This is a genomic window from Streptomyces sp. NPDC001056 (assembly GCF_053598955.1).
Map to the genome: position 1 here is coordinate 1 of NZ_JBSFLI010000009.1, position 19,356 is coordinate 19,356.

At 71.0% G+C, this 19,356-nt stretch carries 23 protein-coding genes and 1 pseudogene; 12 read left to right on the plus strand and 12 right to left on the minus strand.

All coding sequences use genetic code 11. The features are described 5' to 3' along the window. Positions 1-170 precede the first annotated feature (170 nt). The 3 genes and pseudogenes from ACWDD7_RS13205 (at position 171) to ACWDD7_RS13215 (ending at position 1,433) form a co-directional block, all read left to right on the plus strand. Positions 171-308: a hypothetical protein gene (locus ACWDD7_RS13205; protein WP_450457548.1), complete on the plus strand. Its 138-nt coding sequence runs from the start codon at positions 171-173 to the stop codon at positions 306-308. 19 nt (positions 309-327) lie between these two features. Then, a pseudogene (locus tag ACWDD7_RS13210) lies at positions 328-588 on the plus strand (transposase); the annotation flags it as partial. Positions 589-636: 48 nt separating this feature from the next. Next, positions 637-1,433 (plus strand): IS5 family transposase gene (locus ACWDD7_RS13215; protein ID WP_450457540.1). Its coding sequence is split into 2 segments (ribosomal slippage): positions 637-972 and positions 975-1,433, totalling 795 coding nucleotides; the frame shifts between segments, so codons are not numbered across the junction. A gap of 423 nt (positions 1,434-1,856) precedes the next feature. Here the strand turns inward: ACWDD7_RS13215 and ACWDD7_RS13220 are convergent. Continuing rightward, positions 1,857-2,612: a helix-turn-helix domain-containing protein gene (locus tag ACWDD7_RS13220; RefSeq protein ID WP_450457541.1), complete on the minus strand. Its 756-nt coding sequence runs from the start codon at positions 2,610-2,612 to the stop codon at positions 1,857-1,859. 77 nt (positions 2,613-2,689) lie between these two features. Between ACWDD7_RS13220 and ACWDD7_RS13225 the strand changes: the two genes are divergently transcribed. Beyond that, the gene (locus ACWDD7_RS13225) at positions 2,690-3,532 is read left to right on the plus strand and encodes an NAD(P)H-binding protein (RefSeq protein ID WP_450457542.1); all 843 of its coding nucleotides are present in this window, start codon (positions 2,690-2,692) and stop codon (positions 3,530-3,532) included. 34 nt (positions 3,533-3,566) lie between these two features. Here the strand turns inward: ACWDD7_RS13225 and ACWDD7_RS13230 are convergent, their stop codons facing one another. Both ACWDD7_RS13230 and ACWDD7_RS13235 read right to left on the minus strand, forming a co-directional pair. Further along, positions 3,567-4,298 carry a hypothetical protein gene (locus ACWDD7_RS13230; protein ID WP_450457401.1) on the minus strand — a complete coding sequence of 244 codons (732 nt, stop codon included), beginning with the start codon at positions 4,296-4,298 and terminating at the stop codon, positions 3,567-3,569. A 12-nt stretch (positions 4,299-4,310) separates the two neighbouring features. Continuing rightward, entirely contained in the window at positions 4,311-4,712 is a 402-nt protein-coding gene (locus tag ACWDD7_RS13235; RefSeq protein ID WP_450457402.1) for a helix-turn-helix domain-containing protein, read from the minus strand. A gap of 239 nt (positions 4,713-4,951) precedes the next feature. Between ACWDD7_RS13235 and ACWDD7_RS13240 the strand changes: the two genes are divergently transcribed. The 7 genes from ACWDD7_RS13240 (at position 4,952) to ACWDD7_RS13270 (ending at position 10,062) form a co-directional block, all read left to right on the plus strand. Next, positions 4,952-5,239, plus strand: coding sequence for a type II toxin-antitoxin system Phd/YefM family antitoxin (locus tag ACWDD7_RS13240; protein WP_351867503.1), 288 nt, complete (start codon positions 4,952-4,954; stop codon positions 5,237-5,239). 243 nt (positions 5,240-5,482) lie between these two features. Further along, entirely contained in the window at positions 5,483-5,785 is a 303-nt protein-coding gene (locus ACWDD7_RS13245; protein WP_351867500.1) for an urease subunit gamma, read from the plus strand. A gap of 11 nt (positions 5,786-5,796) precedes the next feature. After that, positions 5,797-6,108, plus strand: a complete 312-nt coding sequence (locus ACWDD7_RS13250; RefSeq protein ID WP_351867499.1) for an urease subunit beta — start codon at positions 5,797-5,799, stop codon at positions 6,106-6,108. After that, positions 6,101-7,822, plus strand: coding sequence for an urease subunit alpha (locus ACWDD7_RS13255; RefSeq protein WP_450457403.1), 1,722 nt, complete (start codon positions 6,101-6,103; stop codon positions 7,820-7,822). Before ACWDD7_RS13250 ends, ACWDD7_RS13255 begins: the two co-directional genes overlap by 8 nt. Before the next feature lie 11 nt (positions 7,823-7,833). Beyond that, positions 7,834-8,508, plus strand: a complete 675-nt coding sequence (locus ACWDD7_RS13260; RefSeq protein ID WP_450457404.1) for an urease accessory protein UreF — start codon at positions 7,834-7,836, stop codon at positions 8,506-8,508. A gap of 85 nt (positions 8,509-8,593) precedes the next feature. Further along, positions 8,594-9,271 carry an urease accessory protein UreG gene (ureG, locus tag ACWDD7_RS13265; RefSeq protein WP_450457405.1) on the plus strand — a complete coding sequence of 226 codons (678 nt, stop codon included), beginning with the start codon at positions 8,594-8,596 and terminating at the stop codon, positions 9,269-9,271. Beyond that, positions 9,268-10,062 (plus strand): urease accessory protein UreD, encoded by a 795-nt coding sequence (locus ACWDD7_RS13270; protein ID WP_450457543.1) that lies wholly within the window; start codon positions 9,268-9,270, stop codon positions 10,060-10,062. The genes ureG and ACWDD7_RS13270 overlap by 4 nt, the downstream gene beginning before the upstream one ends. Before the next feature lie 26 nt (positions 10,063-10,088). On the opposite strand, the gene ACWDD7_RS13275 is transcribed toward ACWDD7_RS13270, so the two are convergent. The 9 genes from ACWDD7_RS13275 to ACWDD7_RS13315 form a co-directional block, all read right to left on the minus strand. Then, a complete protein-coding gene (locus tag ACWDD7_RS13275) occupies positions 10,089-10,814 on the minus strand; it encodes a lysophospholipid acyltransferase family protein (protein WP_450457406.1) in 726 nt (241 codons plus the stop codon). A gap of 566 nt (positions 10,815-11,380) precedes the next feature. Then, a complete protein-coding gene (rocD, locus tag ACWDD7_RS13280; RefSeq protein ID WP_351867486.1) occupies positions 11,381-12,598 on the minus strand; it encodes an ornithine--oxo-acid transaminase in 1,218 nt (405 codons plus the stop codon). Next, positions 12,598-13,407: a dimethylargininase gene (ddaH, locus tag ACWDD7_RS13285; RefSeq protein ID WP_351867484.1), complete on the minus strand. Its 810-nt coding sequence runs from the start codon at positions 13,405-13,407 to the stop codon at positions 12,598-12,600. Before ddaH ends, rocD begins: the two co-directional genes overlap by 1 nt. 175 nt (positions 13,408-13,582) lie before the next feature. Continuing rightward, entirely contained in the window at positions 13,583-14,068 is a 486-nt protein-coding gene (locus ACWDD7_RS13290; RefSeq protein WP_450457407.1) for an Lrp/AsnC family transcriptional regulator, read from the minus strand. Positions 14,069-14,113: 45 nt separating this feature from the next. Beyond that, complete coding sequence (locus tag ACWDD7_RS13295) at positions 14,114-14,305, minus strand: hypothetical protein (RefSeq protein ID WP_351867482.1); 192 nt, start codon at positions 14,303-14,305, stop codon at positions 14,114-14,116. Between the two features lie 69 nt (positions 14,306-14,374). Continuing rightward, on the minus strand, positions 14,375-15,325 hold the full coding sequence (locus ACWDD7_RS13300) for a cytochrome c oxidase assembly protein (protein ID WP_351867570.1): 951 nt from the start codon (positions 15,323-15,325) through the stop codon (positions 14,375-14,377). A gap of 122 nt (positions 15,326-15,447) precedes the next feature. Further along, entirely contained in the window at positions 15,448-16,473 is a 1,026-nt protein-coding gene (locus tag ACWDD7_RS13305) for a 6-phosphofructokinase (RefSeq protein ID WP_450457408.1), read from the minus strand. A 201-nt stretch (positions 16,474-16,674) separates the two neighbouring features. Further along, positions 16,675-17,403 carry a type 1 glutamine amidotransferase gene (locus ACWDD7_RS13310; protein ID WP_285558578.1) on the minus strand — a complete coding sequence of 243 codons (729 nt, stop codon included), beginning with the start codon at positions 17,401-17,403 and terminating at the stop codon, positions 16,675-16,677. Between the two features lie 21 nt (positions 17,404-17,424). Next, positions 17,425-18,663, minus strand: a complete 1,239-nt coding sequence (locus tag ACWDD7_RS13315; RefSeq protein WP_351867477.1) for a MurT ligase domain-containing protein — start codon at positions 18,661-18,663, stop codon at positions 17,425-17,427. 152 nt (positions 18,664-18,815) lie between these two features. Here ACWDD7_RS13315 and def point away from each other — a divergent pair, with 152 nt between their 5' ends. After that, complete coding sequence (gene def, locus ACWDD7_RS13320; RefSeq protein ID WP_450457409.1) at positions 18,816-19,355, plus strand: peptide deformylase; 540 nt, start codon at positions 18,816-18,818, stop codon at positions 19,353-19,355. The last annotated feature ends 1 nt before the right edge of the window (position 19,356 follow it).

A 19,356-nucleotide genomic window follows, 5' to 3' on the forward strand; every position in this document is an offset into this window, starting at 1 on the left:
CCCTCGGGAGACCACTGCGAAGCTTCGGGCACCGTGGCCTGTCGCCGCGGCGGTGAACCATCACGCCCCTACCTCGTGACAACCCGTCACCACACCACAATAAGAAGCGCGGCTCGAAGGGCGGCAGGCCGGTCAGTCACGACACGGAGCTCTACAAGGAACGCAACACCGTGGAGCGGTGCATCAACCGGCTGCGGAACTGGCGCGGCATCGCGACCCGCTTCGACAAGACCCCGGAGAGCTATGAGGCCGGGCTGCGCCTGTGTGGTGCGATGCTCTGGCTCCGCAGCATCGCACCACAGTCGTGATCTGAACTCCAGACAGGACCTAGAGGACCCGACCCTGGTGGTCCTGGACACCCAGAGTGTCCACGTGGCCGCCGGGGTCCCCACCACCACGACCGGCCACGATCCGGCCAAGCGGGTGCCCGGCCGCAAACGCGGACTGGCGGTGGACGTCCTCGGCCTGGTCATCGCAGTCGTCGTCCTCGCTGCGAACACCCACGACAACGCCGCGGGCATCATCCTGCTGGACCAGGTCACCGAGCACACCCGCGGAACCGTCCGCAAAGCCCTGGTCGACCAGGGCTTAAACGTTGTCTCATTTGGAGTACTGGGTAGTCTGCACCGTGTGGTGATGGTTGAGCGCATGGTGCCGGACGAGTTATGGGAGCTGTTCCAGCGGGTGGTTCCACCCGCTCCATCGCGGCCGCAGGGCGGCGGCCGGCGCCGGTACGGGGATCGCGAGGTGCTGGCCGCGATCGTCTTCGTGGCCACGACGGGCTGCACCTGGCGGCAGTTGCCGCCGGTCTTCGGCCCGTCGGGGCCGACTGCGCACCGCCGCTTCACCGAGTGGACCGCCGCCCGAGTCTGGGCGAAGCTCCACCGCGTCATCCTCGACGAGCTGGGTGCTCGCGGAGACCTGGACTGGTCGCGCTGCGCGATCGACTCGGTGAACATGCGGGCCCTGAAAGGGGGGACCTGACAGGTCCGAATCCTGTGGACCGGGGCAAGAAGGGCTCGAAGATCCACTTGATCACCGAGCGGACCGGTTTACCCCTCTCGATCGGAATCTCCGGCGCGAACCTGCACGACAGCCAGGCACTCGAGCCGCTCGTGCGCGGCATCCCGCCGATCCGCTCCCGCCGCGGCCCGCACAGACGACGGCCCGCCAAGCTGCACGCGGACAAGGGCTACGACTACGACCACCTGCGCCGATGGCTACGTAGGCGAGGCATCCGGCACCGCATCGCCCGCAAGGGCATCGAGTCCTCCACCCGGCTGGGCCGGCATCGCTGGACCATCGAGCGCACGATGTCCTGGCTGGGCGGCTGCCGCCGTTTGCACCGCCGCTACGAACGCAAGGCCGAGCACTTCCTGGCCTTCACCGCCATCGCCTGCAGCCTCATCTGCTACCACAGACTCACCAAATGAGATGACGTCTTATCAGTGCTGGCGAGGTAGAGAGCGAAGCCCCAGATACTGGCGGAACCGCCGCAGCGCAGGCGCATGAGCTTGATCATCTCACCGTCTGGCAGCTCGCCGTAGGCGAAGGCGTCGCGGTGGCGCACATGCACGGCGGCCAGCTGGGGGGCTGGCTGAACCAAGTGGAGATCTACTTCTCCGTGGTGCAGCGCACGGTCGTCTCACCCAACGACTTCACCGACCTTGCCCACGCCGGGGATCGGCTCCGAGCCTTCGAAGACCGCTACAACGCCCACGGCACAGCCGCTCCAGTGGAACTTCACCGCCTCCGACCTGGACGATCTACTGGCCAGGCTCGACCGGCATGGTCGCGGTCGTAAGTTCTTCGGGGGTTGCGCTGCTCCATCCAGTGGGACTGGCCGTTGATCGCAGTCAGGGTGCTGATGGAGGTTGGGCGCATGGCGTCGTAGCGGGGAGGTGGCCCGCGCGGAAGGCGGCTGGCGATACTCCCATGAGCGTGTGGAAGTCGGCCGTCATGTGGGACTGGTCGTAGTAGCCGGCTTCCGAGGCGACTTCCGCCCATTTTGCGGAGCCGGCCCCGGCCAGCACGGTGCGAACGCGCTGGATGCGGGCGAAGTGCTTGGGCGGTAGGCCGACCCGGTCGGTGAACACGTCCCGCAGGTGGCGTTCGCTGACCGACAGCCGCCGGGCGAGCGTGGCGACCCGTTCGCTGGTGGTGGACAGCGACTCGACGGCCTGGCGGAGCAGCAGGTCGCGTGAGTCCGCGCCGTTGTACAGGCTTTCGAGCAGCACGTCCTCGATGCCGTGCAGGATCCAGTCGGGTCCGGTCAGCTCGTTGAGCTGGTGTTCGAGGTGGGCGGCGCGATCGCCCCACAGGTCGGTGAGTGGTACGGCTTGGTCTCGCAGTTCGCTGACCGGGATCCCGAACACCGGCCTAGCCGCACCGGGACGCAGCCGGACCCTGATGCACATCGGCAGTTCCTTGCCCGGATGGTAAGAGGCGCGGCTACGCGGGCCAACCACGCGTAGGTCGCCGTTCCGCATGCCCGTCCTGCGATAGACCAGTGCGGTGGCGGCGTCGGGCAGGTGCACCAGTGGCAGAGCGCTGTCGGGCCGCATCAGCGTCACATCTGCGACCCAGGGCCGGAGAGCGGGCATCGGGATCATCGCGTCCACCCCGCCACTCTACGAGCTTGCCGGTTTTTCCTATATCCGCAGGGCAGCGGGGCAGCAGAGTGCTCGACATGATCCTTGTTACGGGTGCGACGGGCACCATCGGCACTGAAGTGGTCCGACTCCTGGCCGAGCGCGGCGAGCGGGTCAGGGCGATGACACGGAACCCGCAAGGCGCGAGTCTGCCAGCGGAGGTCGTACGGGGAGACTTCGATGACCGTGACTCTCTCGACAGCGCGGTGGCCGGGGTCGACGCCGTCTTCCTGCTAGATGCGCCGGGCCCCTGGATCGAACGGCACGACCTGGCGATGCTCGACGCCGTGCAGTCCCACGGCGTCGAGAAGGTGGTGAAGTTGTCCGCCATCGGCACCGGGGAGAACACCGAGCTGAGGGTCGGCGGCTGGCACCTCCCCGGCGAGCGAGCGCTGCACGCGAGCAAGGCGGCCTGGACGATCCTGCGGCCCAGCAGCTTTGCCACCAACACCCTGCACTGGGCCTCCATGATCCAGGCGGGGCAGCCAGTCTCCAACCTGACCGGGAGCGGCGCCCAAGGCGTGATCGATCCACGCGACGTCGCCGAGGTCGCAGTCGTGGCGCTGACCACGCCAGACCACGCGGGCAGGACCTACACGCTGACCGGTCCCGAGTTGCTGAGCACGCCCGACCAGGTGGAGATCCTGCGGAAGGTGCTCGGCTGGTCCATCGAGACCGTCGACGTGCCGCTGGAGGTGGCGAGGGAACAGATGATCGCCGCCGGCCGGGACCCGGACTTCGCCGACGGAGCGATGCGCGGCCAGCGGTTCATCGCCGAGGGGGGAAACGCCCGGCTGACCGACGACGTGGCAAGCGTGCTCGGCCGTACAGCGCGCACCTACGAGACCTGGGCCGATGACCACCGGGCCGCATTCGACTAGGTGGTCGAATGCGTAAGTCCTTCGGGGTAGAAGATCATGCTGCCAGCGCGACGGTGGATTCTTCCTCGTGATCGGTGGTGTGCCGGTCGAGAGTGGCCAGCAGATTGTCCAGGTCGGAGGTGATGAACTTCCACCGGAACGGCTGTGCCGTGGCGTTGTACCGGTCTTCGAAGGCTCCGAGCCGGTCCCGGATCTCAGCGAGATTCGTGAAGTCGTTGGGTGCAACGACCTTGCGCTGGACGATCGAGAAGAAGATCTCGATCTGGTTGGTCCAGGAGGCGTGCACGGAGGTGTGGACCATGACAGCGTTCGGAAACGCCTTGGTCAGGCGGTCGATGGCGGCCTGCCCTCGGTGGGAGGAGCCGTTGCCGACGATCCAGAAGACGCGTCTGGCAGTGGCGTACGGCTCTTGGCTCATGACCTGGGTGACCAGGTTCATGAACGGGCCGATGCCAGTGGTGGGTTCGGTATGGCCGTATACCTTCGAGCGGTGGACGTCATAGGCGGCCAGGTAGGCCAGGGAGCCGCCGCGCACGTATTCGTGGTTGACGCGCATACTCCGGGACTGCCCGGGAGCCAGAGTGGGGTGGCAGCGGCAGCGGGCCTGGATGGAGGTCTTCTCATCCGCACTGATCACGTACTCGTCCGCGCCCAGCGGGACGCTGTCAAAGGTGCGGGCGTACAGGTCCATGATGCGCCCCGCCTTGGCGCGGAAGTCCGGGTCGCGGATGAAGATCCAGGACTGGTACTGCCAGGGCTTCAGCACATCGTCCTTGAGTCAGCGCCGCACGGTGGTGGCAGAGACGGGTCCGGTGATGGCCCGCGCGGCCACCTCGCGGGCCAGTTCCGGACATGACCGGCGCGACAAGGGCGTGCCGGTTTCGGCGGGCAGTTGGCAGGCCAGGGCTTTGATCTCGGCGACTTGCAGCGCGGTGAACACCGGCGGGCGGCCGCTGCGTTTACGATCGGCCAGCCCGGCCACGCCGCGTTCGGCAAACCGGCCACGCCAGCGGCGTACGGTGTCCAAGTGCAGGCCCGTCTCGCGGGCGATACGCGCGTTGGAGCGCCCCGTTGCCGCATGCAGCACGATCTGCGCGCGTATCCGCAGCCGGTACTCGCTCTTGTGGCCGTAGGCCGGAAGGGCGATGGCTTCGAAGACGGCCGCGAGTAGCGAGCGCAACTCGTGCGAGGCCGCGGGGCGTGGATGGGGATAGCGTCGTCCACGGGTCTGGCTCGCTTGATCGTGAAGGGTTCTGGATCAAGGAGCCGCTCGGTGGGTGACAGCCGCTGGGCGGCGCCGCCGTCTCACGGATCTCTCACAGACACTGCGTGGGACGGTACGTTTGGAGCCTCTGACCTGGACTTTTTCGTTCCTCCTGGACTCACGTGGAACGCCTGGACGCCCCGTAAACTAGGGATATGGCCTACGAGATTCCGGTGACGCAAGCCAGGGCTGAGCTCGCCGACCTGATCAACCGGGTGGTGTACGGCGGCGAGCGCGTCGTCGTGACCCGGCACGGCAAGCCGCTGGCCGCACTGGTCTCGGCCGCCGACCTGGCGCGCCTCGACGCCCTCGACGCCGCCGACGAGCCCGGCGAGGAACAGATCGCCAGCTCCGTGTCCCATGTCCGCGACGTGCCGTCCGCTCCGCGCGAACGCCAGCGCTTCGGCATCGCGGCGGAGTACCGGGGGCCGGGCGTGTCCTGAACCGCCCTTGGGCGCACGGCGGTTATCGCCGGTTCCATACGGCGGTCATGGGCTGCCCAAAGGCTGGTTAACGTCGTTGAAACTCCGGCGAACTAGCCTGCGGATCCATGCCACCGGAGGGTTTTTGTGCCCCCCTTGAACACGGTCGGTCCTCTTTCGTCCGTGTGTTACACCTGACTCCCGTCGCGGTGGCTGCGGCACCCGGACCCCGCACGGTCCGGAGCGAGGACTGTGAGGTGGGACGTGCAACTGACCCCGCACGAGCAAGAGCGGCTGCTGATCCACGTGGCGGCCGACGTGGCCGAGAAGCGCAGGGCCCGCGGCCTCCGGCTCAACCACCCCGAGGCGGTCGCCCTCATCACCTCGCACATCCTGGAGGGCGCGCGCGACGGCCGCACCGTCGCCGAACTGATGTCCACCGGCCGCGAGATCCTCACCCGGGACGACGTCATGGACGGCGTCGCCGAGATGATCCACGACGTGCAGGTCGAGGCGACCTTCCCGGACGGCACCAAGCTGGTCACCGTGCACGAGCCGATCGTCTGAGGGGGCCCGCGATGATTCCCGGAGAGATCCTGTTCGCGGACGGCCCGGTGCGTGTCAACGAAGGACGCGACATCATCCGGCTCACCGTCCTCAACGCCGCCGACCGGCCCGTCCAGGTCGGCTCCCACTACCACTTCGCCGAGGCCAACCCCGGCCTGGAGTTCGACCGCGGCGCCGCGCACGGCAGGCGGCTGAACGTCGCCGCCGGCACCGCCGTGCGCTTCGAGCCCGGCATCCCCGTCGACGTCGAACTCGTGCCCCTCACCGGCGCCCGGATCGTGCCGGGGCTGCGCGGGCGGACCGGGGGTGCCCTCGATGCCTGAGATCTCCCGCGCCGCCTACGCCGACCTGTTCGGACCGACCACCGGCGACCGTATCCGGCTCGCCGACACCGATCTGCTGATCGAGATCGAGGAGGACCGCTCCGGCGGGCCCGGCCGCGCCGGGGACGAGGCGGTCTTCGGCGGCGGCAAGGTCATCCGCGAGTCCATGGGCCAGTCCCGGGCCACCCGGGCCGACGGCACGCCCGACACCGTGATCACCGGGGCCGTCGTGGTGGACCACTGGGGCATCGTCAAGGCCGACGTCGGCATCCGCGACGGCCGGATCACCGCCCTCGGCAAGGCCGGCAACCCCGACACCATGGACGGCGTCCACCCCGGCCTGGTGATCGGCCCCGAGACCGAGATCATCGCGGGCAACGGGCGGATCCTCACGGCCGGTGCCATCGACGCGCACGTCCACTTCATCTGCCCCCAGATCGCCGACGAGGCCCTGGCCTCCGGCATCACCACCCTGGTCGGCGGCGGCACCGGACCCGCCGAGGGCTCCAAGGCGACCACCGTCACCCCCGGCCCCTGGCACCTCGCCCGGATGCTGGAGGCGATGGAGGCGTATCCCCTCAACATCGGCTTCCTCGGCAAGGGCAACACCGTCAGCCACGAGGCGATGCTCTCCCAGATCCGCGGCGGCGCCGTCGGCCTGAAGCTGCACGAGGACTGGGGCTCCACCCCCGCCGTCATCGACGCCGCGCTCACCGTCGCCGACCGCACCGGCATCCAAGTGGCCATCCACACCGACACGTTGAACGAGGCGGGGTTCGTCGGCGACACCCTCGCCGCGATCGCGGGCCGGGGCATCCACTCGTACCACACCGAGGGCGCGGGCGGCGGGCACGCGCCCGACATCATGACCGTGGTCTCCCAGCCCCATGTGCTGCCCAGCTCCACCAACCCGACCCGGCCGTTCACCGTCAACACCGCCGAGGAACACCTCGACATGCTGATGGTCTGCCACCACCTCAACGCGGCCGTCCCCGAGGACCTGGCCTTCGCCGAGTCCAGGATCCGGCCCTCCACCATCGGCGCGGAGGACATCCTCCACGACCTCGGCGCGATCTCGATCATCTCCTCCGACTCCCAGGCCATGGGCCGCGTCGGCGAGGTGATCCTGCGGACCTGGCAGACCGCCCACGTCATGAAGCGGCGGCGCGGCGCCCTGCCCGGTGACGGCCGCGCGGACAACCACCGGGTACGGCGCTATGTCGCCAAGTACACGATCAACCCGGCGCTCGCCCAGGGCCTCGCCGCCGAGACCGGCTCCGTGGAGCCGGGGAAGCTCGCCGACCTGGTGCTGTGGGAGCCCGCGTTCTTCGGGGTGAAGCCGCTCCTCGTGCTCAAGGGCGGCCAGATCGCCTACGCGCAGATGGGCGACGCCAACGCCTCCATCCCCACCCCGCAGCCGATCCTGCCCCGCCCGATGTACGGCGCGATCGGCCGCGCGCCGGCCGCCAACTCCGTCAACTTCGTCTCCGGTCTCGCCCTGGAGGACGGACTGCCGGAGCGGCTCGGGCTCGGCAAGCGGTTCGTGGCGATCGAGTCCACGCGCTCGGTCACGAAGGCCGACATGCGCGAGAACGACGCGCGGCCCGACGTCCGGATCGACCCCGACAGCTTCGCCGTGCACATCGACGGCGAACTGGTCGAGGCGACCCCGGCCGCCGAACTGCCCATGGCCCAGCGCTACTTCCTCTTCTGACGGCACCGGTGATGACACGCGCGGCACTGCTCGTCCTGGCCGACGGCCGCTTCCCCGCCGGAGGGCACGCCCACTCCGGCGGGGCGGAGGCCGCGGTCAAGGCGGGGCGCGTCACCGGCGCCGGGGACCTGGAGGACTTCTGCCGGGGCCGGCTGCACACGGCCGGGCTGGTCGCGGGGGCGCTCGCGGCGGCGGCCGTGCTCGGCGTGGACCCCCGGGAGCTGGACGCGGCGGCGGACGCCCGGACGCCGTCCCCGGCGCTGCGGCGCGCCGCCCGCAGGCTCGGCCGGCAGCTGCTGCGGGCCGCGCGGGCGAGCTGGCCGTGCGCCGAACTCGACCAGGTCGCGGGATGGTTCCCCAAGGGGGCCCACCAACCCGTGGTGCTCGGGCTCGCCGCGCGGGCGGCCGGGCTCGGGCCCTCGGACGCCGCGTACTGCGCGCTGTACGAGTGCGTCAGCGGACCGGCGACGGCGACCGTACGACTGCTCAGCCTCGATCCCTTCGACGCGACGGGGGTGCTGGCGCGGCTGGCGCCGGAGCTGGACGCGGTCGCGGAGTCGGCGGTGGGCGCGGCGCGGAGGGCGGCCACCGAGGGGGTCGGCGCGCTGCCGGCGGCGTCCGGTCCACTGCTGGAGATCATGGCCGAGGCCCACGCGGCGTGGCCGGCCCGGCTGTTCGCGTCCTGACCTTCCCGCCCCGAACCCCTCGGCCGACGAGCGACCGTCCCGCACCACCCCGTCCGAACAAGCCCCCGGCCTCCAGGAGCCGTACATGCACCTCGACCACTCCCCCCACGGGCCCGCCGCCGTCAGCGCCGACGCGCACCGCCCGGACGGAACGCGCCGTGCCCTGCGCATCGGGCTCGGCGGGCCCGTCGGGTCCGGGAAGACCGCCACGGTCGCCGCGCTCTGCCGTGAGCTGCGGGACGAGTTGTCGCTCGCCGTCGTCACGAACGACATCTACACCCGTGAGGACGCCGAGTTCCTGCTGCGGGAGGCCGTGCTGCCGCCGGAGCGGATCACCGCCGTGGAGACGGGCGCCTGTCCGCACACCGCGATCCGGGACGACATCTCCGCCAACCTGGAGGCCGTCGAGGACCTGGAGGAGACCGTCGGCCCACTGGATCTGATCCTGGTGGAGTCCGGCGGCGACAACCTCACCGCGACCTTCTCCAAGGGGCTGGTGGACGCGCAGATCTTCGTGATCGACGTGGCCGGCGGCGACGACATCCCGCGCAAGGGCGGCCCCGGCGTCACCACCGCCGACCTGCTGGTCGTCAACAAGACCGACCTCGCCCCCTACGTCGGCTCCGACCTCGCCCGGATGGCCGCCGACGCCAAGGCCCAGCGGGCCGGACTCCCCGTCGTCCTCCAGTCCCTGCGCGGCGGCAGCGGTGTCGCCGGCGTCGCCGCCTGGGTCCGGGAACGGCTCGCCGCGTGGACGGCATGACCCTGGCCGGCGTCCGCGCCGACGCCCCGGGCACGGCCCTGACCGGCGTCCGCGCCGACGCCCGGATCGTGGCCCGCGCCGACGGCCGCGGCGGGACCGCGCTGCCCGTGCTGGACGGCTCGGGGCCACTGGCGCCGCGCCGCACCCGGGGGAGCGGCGGCGAGGCCAGGGTGATGGTCGTCGGCGCGATGAGCGGCCCCCTCGGCGGCGACCGGTTCACCCTGCACGCCCGGGTGGAGGAGGGCGCACGGCTGCACCTCGGCTCCTCCGCCGCCACCCTCGCCCTGCCCGGCCAGGCCCCGGGCGAGGCCCGCTACGACGTCCGGCTCGACGTGGCCGACGGCGCCGAACTGCACTGGCTGCCCGAACAGTTGATCTCCGTCACCGGCAGCGACCTACGGGTCACCACTCTGGCCGAACTCGCCGCAGGCGCCCGGCTGGTGCTCCGCGAGGAGCAGGTGCTCGGCCGCGCGGGGGAGACACCCGGCCTGCTCACCAGCCGCCTCACCCTGCGTGTCGCGGGCCGCACCGTCCTGGACCAGGAACTGTCCTGCGGTCCCGGCGCACCGGGCGGCTGGGACGGTCCCGCCGTCCTCGCGGACCTCCGGGCCGTGGGACAACTCCTCGTCGTCCGCCCGGAGTTCACCGAGAGCCCTCCGGGGGCGCGCATGCTGGGGGAGTGCGCCGCCCTGATGCCGCTGCCCGGCCCGGCCGCCCTGGTCACCGCACTGGCCCCGGACGCGCTGCGGCTGCGCCGCGTGCTGGACGAGGCGCGGGGGCTGCTCGGCTGAGAGAGGCCGGCCCACGGGGGCGAGCGTCAGGCAAGGGGTGCCCGGGGGAACCGGCGCTCCTTCCGGTCCGTGGCCCGGGCCTGCTCCGCCTTGGCGACGGCCGCGTACTGGTCCACGTACTCCTGCTCGGACAGGGCCAGGATGGCGTACATGATCTCGTCGGTGACGGCCCGCAGGACCGCCTTCTGCCGCTCCATGCCCGCGTAGCGGGCGAAGTCGAGGGGCTTGCCGAAGCGGATGGTGACCGGGCGGATCCTCGGGATCACCTTGCCGGGCGGTTGCGCCTCGAAGGTGCCGATCATGGCGCAGGGAACCACCTCGACGCCCGCGGTCAGCGCCATCACGGCCACTCCGACCTTCCCCTTGTACAGCCGGCCGTCGTGCGAGCGCGTCCCCTCCGGGTAGATGCCGAGCAGCTCCCCCCGGCGCAGCACGCCGAGGCCCTCGCGGATCGCGGCCCGGCCGGCCTCCTGGCCCGAGCGGTCCACCGGGATCTGGCCGGCGCTGCGGAAGAAGAACGCGGTGAGCCGGCCCCTGAGGCCGGGCCCGGTGAAGTACTCCGCCTTGGCGAGGAAGGTGATGCGGCGCTTGAGGATCGCCGGCATCAGGAAGTGGTCGGAGAAGGAGAGATGGTTCCCGGCGACGATCGCCGGGCCCGTCGCCGGCACGTTCTCCAGCCCCTCGATACGGGGCCGGAAGACCAGCCTGAGCAGGGGACCCAGCAGGACGTACTTGAGCAGGTAGTAGAACAAGGGGTCGCTCCTCACTCCGGCAGCGCGGCTCGGCCGCGAGGACAGCGTGCTGCCACTCGCCCCCGAGGACAACCGGGCCGGCGCCTTCGGGGGGCGACCGGATCGGGCCGCCCGGCGCGATCGCCTCGGCTACGGCCGCCCGTCGGTGCCGCCGGTGCCGTGCGGATGCGCGGGGCGCATCCGGGGCATGAGGGCCGGGACCCGGTCCCGGTGTGCGTCGTATCGCGCCGGTGAGCAGGCCCCGGACGCCGGTGCGGATGGGGTGGCGGACCGGCCCGTACGGGCCGCCCGTGCGCAGCTTGTGATGCTGCCGGACCCGGCGCGAGACGGAGGGCCGCGACGCACGGAGCGGGCCGCGGGCGCCGCCGCGGCTCCTGATGCCGAAGTAGGCCGCGCCGGGCAGCCAGGCGGCGGCGAAGACCAGAAGACAGGCACTGGCGAGGACGGCGAGTGCCGGACGCGGCGAGTTCATGCCTCAAGGCTGCGCCCGGCACCCCACCGTTCACCAGCACCCACGGGTCGATGGAGGGATCTCCACCCCCGGATGGAGATCCCCTGCCGGAGCCTCAGCCCAGCACCCGCTCCAACGTCCCGAGCGCGGACCGCAGTTCCTCCGCCGTGATCGTCAGCGGCGGGGCCAGGCGGATCGTGGAGCCATGGGTGTCCTTGGCCAGGATCCCCTGCCGCATCAGGCGCTCGCTGATCTCGCGCCCCGTGCCGATCGCCGGGTCGATGTCGACGCCCGCCCACAGACCACGGGCGCGGAAGCCGAGCACGCCCCTGCCCACCAGCTCGGTCAGCCCGTCCCGCAGGATCACGCCCAGCTCGGCGGCCCGCTGCTGGAACTCACCGGTCTCCAGCAGCTCGATCACCGCGATGCCGACCGCCGCCGCGAGCGGGTTGCCGCCGAACGTCGAGCCGTGCTCGCCCGGGTGCAGCACACTCATCACCTCGCGCCGGGCCACCACCGCCGACACCGGCACGATGCCGCCGCCGAGCGCCTTGCCGAGCAGCAGCACGTCCGGCACCACGGCCTCGTGCTCGACGGCGAGTGTACGGCCCGTACGGCCGAGGCCCGACTGGATCTCGTCCGCGATGAACAGACAGCCCTTGCGCCGGGTCAGCTCGCGCACGCCCGTCAGATAGCCGTCGTCCGGGATGACCACCCCGGCCTCGCCCTGGATGGGCTCGATCAGCACCGCCGCCGTGTTCTCGTCGACGGCCTCCTCCAGCGCGGCCAGGTCGTTGTACGGCACGATCTTGAAGCCCGGCGTGAACGGCCCGAAGCCCGCCCGTGCCGTCTCGTCGGTGGAGAAGCTCACGATCGTCGTCGTACGGCCGTGGAAGTTGTCCGCCGCGACCACGATCGTGGCCTGGTCGGCGGGGACGCCCTTGACGTCGTACGCCCACTTGCGGGCCACCTTGATGCCGCTCTCCACCGCCTCCGCGCCGGTGTTCATCGGCAGCACCATGTCGAGGCCGGTCAGGGCCGCGAGCCGCTCGGCGAACTCCGCCAGCCGGTCGTTGTGGAACGCCCGGGAGGTGAGGGTGAGCTGGTCCAGCTGGCGGTGGGCGGCCTCGATCAGGGCCGGGTGCCGGTGGCCGAAGTTGAGCGCCGAGTACCCGGAGAGCATGTCCAGGTAGCGGCGGCCCTCGACGTCCTCCACCCAGCTGCCCTCGGCCCGTGCCACGACCACCGGCAGCGGGTGGTAGTTGTGCGCCAGGACCGGCTCCTCCGCACGGATCAGGTCGTCGGACGTACGGGCGCGCGCGGGTGCGGTCATCAGCGGATCTCCTGGGTGCAGCACTTGATGCCACCGCCGGCCTTGTGGAACTCCGACAGGTCGACGGGGACGGGGACGTAACCATGGCCGGCGAGGCGCTCGGACAGCGCCTCCGCCTGGGGCGCGATGAACACGTGCCGGCCGTCGGACACCGAGTTCAGGCCCCAGGCCATCGCGTCCTCGCGGGTGGCCTCCACCGCGTCCGGGAACAGACGCCGCAGCACCTCGCGGCTGCCCGGCGAGAACGCCTCCGGGTAGTAACAGACATTGGCGTCGTCCAGCACGAACAGCGCCGTGTCCAGATGGTAGAAGTACGGATCCACCAGTGTCAGGCCGATCACCGGGTGCCCCAGGAACTCCTGCGCCTCGCGATGGGCCTCCCGGGTGGTGCGGAACCCGGTGCCGGCCAGTACGTACCGGCCCGTCCACACCAGGTCGCCCTCGCCCTCGGACACCGCCTCGGGGCGGTACACGGTGTATCCCGCCGCCTTGAACCAGGTGTCGTAGTGCAGCGACTCGGGGCGTCGCTCCGGGGCGTGGAACAGGGAGCCGAAGACCCGGCCGTCGACCACGCACGCGGCGTTGGCCGCGAACACCATGTCCGGCAGGCCCGGCACAGGCTCGACGGCGTCGACGGTGTGGCCGTGGGCGCGGTAGGTGCGGATCAGCTCCTGCCACTGCTCCCGCGCGAGATCCACGTCAACCGGCCGGTCGGGGTTCATCCAGGGGTTGATCGCGTACTGCACCGCGAAGTGTCTGGGTTCACAGACCAGGAAGCGCCGAGGGCGCGATTCACGGCTTTCGGACACAGAGGGTTCCCTCCGGTTTCCGTCTGTCACTGTTGGGTGACACCACGGTAGGAAGGAACGGGGACGCCCGACAAGCGCAAAAAGCTGCGTGGACCTGCAACATCGCTGCGTTGTCGGGCGCGCTCACGCAGCCCTGCTGCGCATACTTCCGATCATTCGCCGAAGATCGTCCCGGTCATTCGGGGGCCGCCTGGGTGGCACCCGCCTCGGGGCTGTCGGGGAGGAGGTGCGAGAGCACCATCACGCTGATCGTCTTGCGGATGAAGGGCACGGTGCGGATCCGCTCCAGCACCTCCTCGAAGTGGTCCACGTCCCGCGCCCGCACGTGCAGCAGCGCGTCCGCGCCGCCCGTCACCGTCATGGCCGCCGTGATCTCCGGATGGTTGCGGACGACCTCCGCGAGGCGCCGGGGCGGGGCCGCGCCCTCGCAGTAGACCTCGACGTACGCCTCCGTGCGCCAGCCGAGCGCCGAGGGTTCCACCGTTGCGGTGAACCCGGTGATCACCCCGGTCTCGCGCAGCCGGTCCACGCGCCGCTTGACCGCCGTCGCGGACAGCCCGATCGCCGCGCCGATCTCGGCGAAGCTGGTTCTGGCGTTCGCCATCAGCGCGGTGATGATCTTGCGGTCGAGTTCGTCGAAGGACGCGGTCCTGCTGTTCATGCGGGCACTGTAATCAGCGAGGGCCGGCCAGGACGCCGGGGGCGGCTACGACCGGGTGACGGCCGTGGCGAGGGTCAGCAGGCCCAGCACCACCCAGCCGAACCAGAGCCGGCCGTCGCCGCCGAGCGCGACCGTGTAGGCGGTCACGGCGACGAGGGCGCTCGCCGTGAGCGCGCCCATCGCCCTGACGGAGCAGTCGGCGGAGCCGTGCGGGGGACCCTTCGGGGGACCGGGCATCGCGACACCCTCCTCATGGAGCGTCCCCCCATGGTGCCTCGGGCGCCGTCCCCAGGGGATACCCCGGGCTCAGCCCTGGCGCGCGTTCAGCGACGCCAGGTAGGCGTTGTAGGCCGCCAGCTCCTGGTCGCCGTCCCGGTCCGCCTGCCGGTCCTTGCGCTTGGCCTGCCGCTGCTCGGAGCCGTACCACTGGAACAGCAGCGCGATCAGCACCAGCACGGACGGGACCTCGCTGAACGCCCAGGCGATGCCGCCGGCGTTGTTCTGGTCGGAGAGGGCGTCGATGCCGAGCGAGGCGGGCGGGTTCAGGAAGGTGGTGACCATCGGCGTCGACGCCATCATCAGCGCGATGCCGAAGAACGCGTGGAACGGCATGCCCGCGAACAGCTCCAGCATCCGCATCAGGTGACCGGGCCGGTGCGGGCCCGGGTCCACGCCGATGATCGGCCAGAAGAAGACGACACCGACCGCGAGGAAGTGCACCATCATCGCGATGTGCCCGGTCTTCGAGCCCATCAGGAAGTCGAACAGCGGGGTGAAGTAGAGCACGTACAGGCTCGCGATGAACATCGGGATCGTGAACAGCGGGTGGGTGATGACCCGCATGTACCGGCTGTGCAGCAGCATCAGCAGCAGCTCGCGCAGGCCCTTGCGGCCCCGGCCCGCGGTCGGCAGCGCGCGCAGTGCCAGGGTGACCGGGGCACCGAGCAGGATCAGGATCGGCGACAGCATGCTGATCACCATGTGCTGCACCATGTGCACGCTGAACATGACCATCCCGTAGTCGTTCAGCCTGGTGCACATCACCAGCATGATGGTCAGCACGCCGATGGCGTACGACACGGTGCGGGCGATCGGCCACGCGTCGCCGCGCCGTCGCAGTCGTACGACCCCCCACGCGTACAGCCCCAGCCCGAGCAGGCAGGTGACGAGGAAGAAGGGTTCGGCCGAGAACTGGAGTCCGCGCCCCAGCGTGAACGGCGGCAGATCCATCACCATGCCGTGTCCGCTGTGATCCATGTGTCCCATGTGATCCATGCGGCGGCTCCTGATTCGTGGGGGTTGTGCGATTCTGTCCGCCCACCAGAGTAGAGCCGCCCCCGATCATGCCGATGACCGGGGGCGGGTAGTTCAGGGGCGGACTACAGCACGCACTCCGCCTCGTCGTACCGCTCCGCCGGAACCGTCTTCAGCGTCTCCACGGCCTCCGCCAGCGACACCATCACGATGTCGGTGCCGCGCAGCGCCGTCATCATCCCGAACTCGCCCCGGTGCACCGCCTCCACGGCGTGCCAGCCGAAGCGGGTGGCCAGCACCCTGTCGTACGCGGTCGGCGTGCCGCCGCGCTGCACATGCCCGAGGATGACCGGCCGGGCCTCCTTGCCGAGCCGCTGCTCCAGCTCGATCGACAGCTGGCGGGCGATGCCGGCGAAGCGCTCGTGGCCGTAGACGTCCTTGCCGCCCTCGTCGAACTCCATGGAGCCGGCGCGGGGCTTGGCGCCCTCGGCGGCGACCACGATGGCGAAGCGCTTGCCCGCCGCGAACCGCGCGCCGACCTTGCGGGCCAACTCCTCGATGTCGAAGGGCCGTTCCGGTACGACGACGGCGTGGGCGCCGGCCGCCATGCCGGAGTGCAGGGCGATCCAGCCGGTGTGCCGGCCCATGACCTCCACGATCAGCACCCGCTGGTGGGACTCGGCCGTGGTCTTCAGCCGGTCCAGCGCCTCCGTCGCCACGGTCACGGCGGTGTCGAAGCCGAAGGTGACATCGGTGACAGCGATGTCGTTGTCGATCGTCTTGGGCACGCCCACGATGGGCAGCCCGTTGTCCGACAGCAGCCGGGCCGCCTTGAGGGTGCCCTCGCCGCCGATCGGGATGATCGCGTCCAGGCCCAGCTCCGCGACATGCCCCCTGGCCCGCTCGATGCCGTCGCGCAGGTGTTCGGGACGGACCCGGGAGGAGCCGAGGATGGTGCCGCCGCGGGCCAGGATGCCGCCGACCGCGTCGAGGTCGAGCTTCACGGAGTCGCACTCCAGGAGGCCCTTCCAGCCGTCCCGGAAACCGATGACCTCGTCGCCGTGGTCGGCGACCGCGCGGTGCACGACGGACCGGATGACGGCGTTCAGACCAGGACAGTCGCCGCCGGACGTGAGGACACCAATGCGCATAGCCCGAATTACCTTCTCGACGTGGGCCGGGAGACCGGACCACGTTGTCCGGCGGATTCCCGGCCACCCTACCGGCGTGAGGGGGTGGCCCCGTAGCGGGCGTCCGCCTGCTGGACGCGCCCGCCCAGATGAGCGGACGAGCCGTCAGGCGGGCCCGCCACGAGCCTGCCGGAACCCGCTGAGAAGCCCCTGACGCGACGCTTACGCGGGCTGCTGCGCGGCGGCGATCCGCTCCTCGCGCAGCGCGTCGTACCACCGGTCGTCGATCGGCGGCAGCGCGTTGACGTCGAGCGCCAGCTTCAGCAGCAGGTCGGCGATCAGCGGGTTGCGGGCGAGGACCGGCCCGTGCATGTACGTGCCGAAGACGGTCCCGTTGTACGCGCCCTCCGTGCCGTCCCCGGTGCCGTTGCCCTTGCCGATCCGGGTCCGGGCGAAGGGGCGGGCGGTCGGGCCGAGGTGGGTGACGCCCTGGTGGTTCTCGAAGCCGGTCAGCGGGGGCAGGCCGAGCTGCGGGTCGATGTCGCCGAGCACGTCGCCGACGCACCGCTCGCCCTCGCCGCGCACCGAGACCACGTCGAGCAGGCCGAGGCCCGGCTCGCGCTGGCCGAGGTCGTTGATGAACTCGTGGCCGAGGATCTGGTAGCCGGCGCAGACGGAGAAGACGATGGCGCCGTTCTGCACCGCCCGCTGCAGATGCCCGTCACGGCGCAGCCGCTCGGCCGCGAGCCGCTGCGGACGGTCCTCGCCGCCGCCGATCAGGTAGATGTCGCCGGAGGTCGGCACCGGCTGGTCGCTGCGCACGTCGAGCCGGGCCACGTCGAGGCCGCGCTGCCGGGCCCGGCGCTCCACGACGAGCGCGTTGCCCTGGTCGCCGTAGGTGCTCAGCAGGTCCGGGTAGATCCACACCAGCCGCAGTTGGTTGTCGCTCATGAGGTGATCGCCCTTCGAAGATCAGTTGCCGACGCGGCGGCGCAGGTCCTGGAACGCGGTGTAGTTCGCGATGACCTCGATCCGTCCGGGCGGGCACAGCTGCACGGCCTGGTCGAGGTTCTCGCAGACCTGGAAGTGCTGGTTCGCGACCTCCAGGCGCACCGCGAGGTCCAGCTTCCGGTCGCCGAGCACGAAGATCGGGTGACCGGTGAGCCGGGTGTAGTCGACGTCCCACAGCCAGGAGGTGTCGGTACCGTCGGCTCCGCGGGCGTTCACGGAGAGGATCACCGGGGCCGGCGGCGGGTCGATCAGGGAGAAGGTCTCCAGCCAGCCGGCCGGGTTCTTCGCCAGCAGCAGGCGCAGGTCGCGGTTCTGGAACTGCACGACGTCGTACCGGCCGGCGACCGCCTGCACCTGGTACATCCGCTCCAGGGCGACCTGCGGCGGCACCCCGAAGACGGCGGCGACGGCCGCGGAGCTGGCGGCGTTGGCCTTGTTGGCGCGGCCCGGCAGCTGGAGGTGGATCGGCCAGGCGGAGCCGTGCGGGTCGAGGACGTGGTCCCCGGACAGCGCCCAGGTGGGCGTGGGCCGGCGGAAGCCGCACTCGCCGCAGTACCAGTCGTCGCCGGGGCGCTGCATCACGCCACCGCAGGACGGGCAGGACCAGGCGTCGTCCTTCCACATCTGCCCGGCCGCGACCCAGACCACGTTCGGCGAGGAGGAGGCGGCCCACACCACCAGCGGGTCGTCGCAGTTGGCGATGACGACCGCCTTGGAGCCGGCCAGGCCCTCGCGCCAGTTCTCGGCGAGCATCCGGGTCTCGGCGGCGCGGTCGAGCTGGTCGCGGGAGAGGTTGAGCAGCGCGATGCACTTCGGGTCGGTGTCCCGGGCCACTCCGGCCAGGTACTTCTCGTCGACCTCTATGACGCCGAACTTGGCCTCGGAGCCGCCCGCGAGGGCGGAGGTGATGCCGGCCGGCATGTTGGCGCCGAGCGCGTTCGACACGACCGGGCCCGCGGCGCGCAGCGCCTCCGCGATGAGCCGGGTGGTGGTGGTCTTGCCGTTGGTGGCGGACACCAGGACGACGTCCAGGTTCTGGGCGAGCCGCGCCAGGAGGTCGGGGTCGAGTCTCAGCGCGACCCGGCCCCCGATCACCGACCCGCTGCCCCGTCCGGCGGCCCGCGATGCCGCCGCGACCGCCTTGCCCGCGGTCACGGCCAGCTTGGCCCGCGGCGTGAGCGGGTCCGAGTTGCCTGCCATCAGTTCTCGATCCTCCTTGCGTACGCGCCGCGCCTGGGGCCATCCGGCAACGTGGTGTGAACCCTCAGCCTATCGAGATCCATTCCCACACCCGAATCCCGGTCCGAACCGGGGCGGCGGGCATGAGCTGAACGAACCGTACCCTTGCCGCCATGCGACACGGTTCCATTCCGGGCGTCCATGGGCGCGTCCGGCCCCTCACCCTGCTCGGCGACCCCGGACTGCGCGAACGATGCGGGGACGTCACCGACTTCGGCCCCGGGCTGGCGGCGCTCGTGGAGGACTTGTTCGCCACGATGTACGCGGCCCAGGGGGTGGGTCTGGCCGCGAATCAGATCGGGGTGCCGTTGCGGGTCTTCGTCTACGACTGCCCGGACGACGACGATGTCCGGCATCTCGGTCATATGGTGAACCCGCGTCTGGTGGAGACGGACGGGATCGTGCTGCGCGGCCCGGAGGGCTGCCTGTCCCTGCCGGGCCTGGAGGCGGGCACGGAGCGGTACGACCACGCGGTGGTCGAGGGCCGCACGGTCACCGGCGAGCCCGTCACCGTCCATGGCACGGGCTTCTTCGCCCGCTGTCTCCAGCACGAGTGCGACCACCTGGAGGGCCGGGTGTACGCGGACCGCGTGACGGGGTGGCGCAGACGCAGGCTGGAGCGGCGGATCGCGCGTGCCTCCTGGAACCGGTGAC